Consider the following 4660-nt stretch of genomic DNA (forward strand, 5'->3'; position numbering starts at 1 on the left):
GCCCTGCAAGGGCAACCCTTCCAGCGCCGAAGACGCCACCACCACCCAACCGATGCCGGCGTCCTGCACCATGTAGCTCAAGCGATCCTTCGGCAGCCCCGGCTCCAGCGGCACATACGCGCCACCGGCCTTGAGTACGCCTAGCACCGCGATCATCAGCTCCAATGAGCGTGACAGATGGATGCCCACACGCGCCTCGTGGGTCACGCCCGCGTCCACCAGGTAACGCGCCAGGCGGTCGGCCTTGTCGTTGAGTTGTGCGTAGGTCAGCGCCTGCCCTGCGTACTGCACCGCGATGGCCGCCGGCGTGCGCGCGACTTGCGCTTCGAACTGCGTGTGAATGCACGCATCTTGCGCATAGGGCTTGAGCGCCCCTTGCCCTGCTGCCAGCAACTGATCGTGACGCTCACCATCCAACAGCGCGTATTCAAAAATGCCGCGATGCGGATTCATCACGATTTGCCGCAACAGCTGGGCATAGCTCCGAGCGAATTCGCTGATCAGCTTTTCATCGAACAGATCGGTGCGATACGTCCAGCAGATCTCCAGCCGATCGGCCTGCTCGATCACGGTCAGCTCCAGATCCACCTTGGCCGGGGTCGATTCCCGCGGCATCGCAGATACCCGCAGATCCGGCAGCGCGAACGATGTATCGACGTCGCCATTCAATCCCAGGCCGAAAACCAGCTGGAAAATGGGCTCGTGACTGGCATTTCTCTGTGCCTTGAGATGACTTACCAGCATTTCAAAAGGCACGTGCTGATGCACGTACGCTTGCAGGATCGTCTGCTTTTGCGCCGCCAATGCATCGCAAAACGGCACATTGGCGTCAAACCGGCAGCGCAAAGCCAGGTTATTCACGAAAAAGCCGATCGAAGCGTCCAGTTCCTTATGAGATCGGCCTGCGACAGGCGTGCCGATGACTACGTCAGACTCATGACTGAGGCGGCTTACCCATAACGCAAACGCCGTCTGCATCAGCATGAAGAAGGTGACGTTCTGGCGCTGGCTCAGCAGCTTGAGCTCACTGCCCAAGGTCGTTTCCACTTGCTGCCGATAGACCGCGCCCGCATGGCTCTGTCTGGCAGGACGTGCGTGCGTCATGGGCAGCGCATGCACAGGTGGTGCACCGGAAAGCTGGGTAGACCAGTGACCCAACAGCTTGTCGAGCACCTCATCCTTTAGCCAGCTGCGCTGCCATTGGGCGTAATCGACATATTGAATATCCAAGGGAGGCAGCGGATCGTCCAGGCCTTGTACGTAGGCGTCGTAGAGCTGGACGAATTCGCGCATCAGCACACCCATCGACCAGCCGTCGGAGGCGATATGGTGCATGGTGACCAGCAGCACGACTTCCTGCGGAGCCAGACGCATGCAGGTTGCACGCAGCATCAGGTCCGTGCCCAAATCGAAGGGCTTGCGCGCATCGGCGTCGATGATCGCCTGCACCGCCTGTGGCCGCGCCGCGAGCGGCGCGGCCTGAATATCCACTTGAGCCAGGGCGAACGTAAAGCTGCTGCGGATCCTCTGCTGCGGCCCGTGTTCACCATTGATGAACACCGTGCGCATGGATTCATGACGTTCGATGATGCGCTGAAGAACGCGCTCGGCGATGCGTTCATCGAATGCGCCCTGGATGCGCCAGGCACCGGGCATGTTGTAGTGCACGCTCCCGCCCAACTGGTCGACGAACCACAGGCGCTGCTGGGCAAAGGATGTGGGTGCGAGCTCGCCGTGGCGAGCGAATGGCACGATGCGCGGATGTGCCGCCGTATCGCGTCTGGACTCGATCAGACCCGCCATCGAACTCAGGTCGGCGGCGTCGAAGATGTCACGCACTTGCAGTTCGGCTTGCCAGCGATCACGAATCTGCGCCACCAGTCGCACCGACAGCAAGGAGTTGCCGCCCAGTTCGAAGAAATTCGCCGTGGCGCTGATACCGGCAGGATCGAGCTTGAGCAGACGACCCCATATCGCTGCCAAGTCGACTTCCGTCCCGGTGGTTGGCGCCATGTATACCGAAGTCGTCGCCAACATGTCCGGTACCGGCAATTGCCTGCGATCGACCTTGCCATTGGAGAGCAGCGGCAGCGCATCCAGGAACACGAATGCTGCAGGCACCATGTAATCGGGTAACTGGGCTCGCAAGGCGTCGCGCAACGAAGCGGTGATTTCATTGTGGCTGCGCCCAGCCTGCGTAGCATCCAAGGTGAGGTAGGCCACCAGCCGCTTCTGGCCGGGCTCGTCTTCGCGCGCCATCACCACGACCGCGGTCACCCCGGGCATGTGGCTCAACTGCTGCTCGATCTCGCCCAGCTCGATGCGGAAACCACGGATCTTCACCTGAAAGTCGTTGCGGCCCAGGTACTCGATCACTCCATCGGGCAGCCAGCGGCAAAGGTCGCCGGTCCGATACAGCCGTTTGCCCGGCTGTGCGGCAAAGGGATCCTCGACAAAGCGTTCCGCTGTCAGATCCGGGCGATGGAGATAGCCGCGCGCAACCCCGGCGCCCCCCAGATAAAGCTCGCCGGGAACGCCCATCGGCACCGGGTGTCGATGCTGGTCCAGGATGTAAGCCTGCGCATTGGCGATCGGACGGCCGATCGGCACGATGCCCGGATGCAGATCGTTACGGCAAACCCAGGCGGTGATCTCGATCGCCGTTTCGGTCGGACCGTAGAGGTTGTGCAACGCCACCCAAGGAAGCTGCGCGAAAAAACGCGCCTGCAGCGCCGGGGGCAAGGCTTCGCCGCCGGACACCACGCAGCGCAGGCTATGGCAACGCTCGAGCGGCGCGTGGTCCAGGAAAGCCTGCAGCATCGACGGCACGAAATGCATCAGCGTGACGCGTTCCCGCTCAATGATCTCGGCCAGATACTGAGGATCCATATGACCGCCCGGCCGCGCCATCACCAGCCGCGCGCCCGAAATCAGCGGCTGCAGCAGCTCCCACACGGAAATGTCGAAGCCATAGGGAGTTTTCTGCAAAACGTAATGATCGCTGTGCAGGTGGTATGTCTGCCGCCCCCACCATAGGCGGTTCACCACGTTCGCGTGTTCCACCATCACGCCCTTGGGCTTGCCGGTGGAGCCGGAGGTATAGATCACATAGGCCAGATGGTCGGGCCGCAGTCCGAGCACCTGTTTCGCCAGCGGCGTGGTCGGGTATGCAGCCAGGACGTCCGCATCTGCATCCAGGCGTAATACCGGCACTGCCATCGCCGGCAGGCGATCCTCCAGATGGGCCTGCATCAGCACCGCCACCGGTGCGCTGTGCTCCAGGATGTAGGCCAGGCGTTCGCTCGGATAGCTCGGATCCAGCGGCACGTACGCACCGCCCGCTTTCAGGATGCCAAGGATGCCGATCATCATCTCCAGCGAGCGCTCCACGCACAGGCCCACCAGGCCATCCGGACCGACGCCGTGCGTGCGCAGGTAGTGCGCCAGTTGATTGGCTTTGGTGTCCAGCTCGCGATACGTCAGCGTGCTGCCTTCATAAACCAGGGCGATCGAGTCGGGAGTGCGCGCCACCTGCGCTTCAACCAGTTCATGCAGGCACGCATCATGCGGATAGTCCTGCGTTGTCGCATTCAAGGTATGCAACAGATAGTGCTGCTCCGCCTCGTTCAACAGAATGCAGGCCTCATGCTGCGCCTGGTGATCGGCCAGCATTGCCTCGATGGCCCGTTTGTAATAGGCGCCGAAGCGGTTGATCAGCGGGGCATCCAATACTTCGGCGTTGTACACCAGCGCCACCAGCATCGCTTCGTCGAGGCCCGAACACGATGCGGTAACCAGCAAATCGAAATTGGTTTGCTCGAATCCGCTCGAAGCCAGGGCCTGAAGCGTCTGCCCTTCGCCTTGTGCAATGTCGTTGTAGACATGGAAATGCGTGAAGTTGAACAGCACTTCGGAAAACGTACGGCCGCTGTCCTGCTGGATTTGCGCCAACGGATACCGCCGATACGCCAGGTTGGCGGTGTTTTGCTCGGCCACCTGCAGGATCAGGTCCTTCCAGCTGCCGGGAGCCAGCGTCAGGCAAAGCGGGAGGGAGTTGAGGAACAGACCCAGGCCACGCTCGGCGCCTAATTGTTCCGGGCGGCCGTTATAGGTCGCACAGGTGAGCACGCGTGATTGACCGCCGAACAACGCCAGCACCTTCAGGTGTGCGGTCAGCAACAGGATCTGTACGGACACGCCCAATTGCCGCGCCAGCGCTAACAAGGCCTCGCCGTGTTGTGCAAACCCCTCGATCTGATGACGGGCATGTGCGTACCCCGTCGCGGCGATCGTCAGGCGAGGCAGCTGCAGGCCCGGGGCATCTTCCAGCAGCGCGGCGAAATGCGCCTTGGCCTGCGGATCGGCCAGGGTTTGCTGCTCCAGCGCGATGAAGTCGCGGTAGGTCCGATCCGTCTCGATCGGTGCCAGCGACTGGCCCGACAGCAGGCGTTCGTAATGCTGATACAGCGCCGTGGTCAGCGCCGCACGACTCCAGCCATCGAGCACCGCGTGGTGGAAACTGATCACGAACTCGAAGCTGTCCTCGGTGCGGCGGAAGATGTGGATATGGAACAGCGGGCCCTGTTCCCACTCGAACACATGGCGTTTGCGTGTTTCGATCCAGTGCGCCACATGACGATCCTGCTCCGCACGCGATTGA

Annotated in this window: 1 protein-coding gene; it reads right to left on the minus strand. The window is 61.8% G+C overall.

From position 1 onward, the window contains the following. The coding region (locus tag VJR68_RS07595; RefSeq protein ID WP_324147057.1) for a non-ribosomal peptide synthetase at positions 1-4660 on the minus strand (4660 nt) is incomplete at both ends.

It is taken from the genome of Dyella sp., from assembly GCF_035277725.1.
Lineage (GTDB): Bacteria > Pseudomonadota > Gammaproteobacteria > Xanthomonadales > Rhodanobacteraceae > Dyella_B.